Source organism: Deinococcus sp. (genome assembly GCF_018260555.1).
GTDB lineage: Bacteria > Deinococcota > Deinococci > Deinococcales > Deinococcaceae > Deinococcus.
On the sequence record NZ_JAGLBB010000174.1, the window covers coordinates 1 to 288 of the forward strand.

The window sequence follows — 288 nt, forward strand, 5'->3', positions numbered from 1 at the left end:
CGACAGTCGGTGCGACCGGTCCCATGATGACGTCGCAGACGGCGTTCGGTCCATTTAATACGGCATCGAAATCCTGTGCGATCAGGCGGCGGATCTTTTGCGCCTTCAGGTAGTAGGCGTCGTAGTAGCCGTGGCACAGCACATAGGTGCCGACCATGATGCGGCGCTGCACTTCCGGGCCGAAGCCCTGGGCGCGCGACTTTTTGTACATGTCCTGCAAGTCCTTGTACTCGGCGGCGCGGTGGCCATAGCGCACGCCGTCGTAGCGCGACAGGTTCGACGACGCTT

The 288-nt window shown here is 61.8% G+C and carries 1 protein-coding gene; it reads right to left on the bottom strand.

All coding sequences use genetic code 11. The features are described from left to right. Positions 1–288: amidase family protein (locus QZ271_RS14470; protein ID WP_291432641.1), on the bottom strand; the 288-nt coding region annotated here is incomplete at both ends.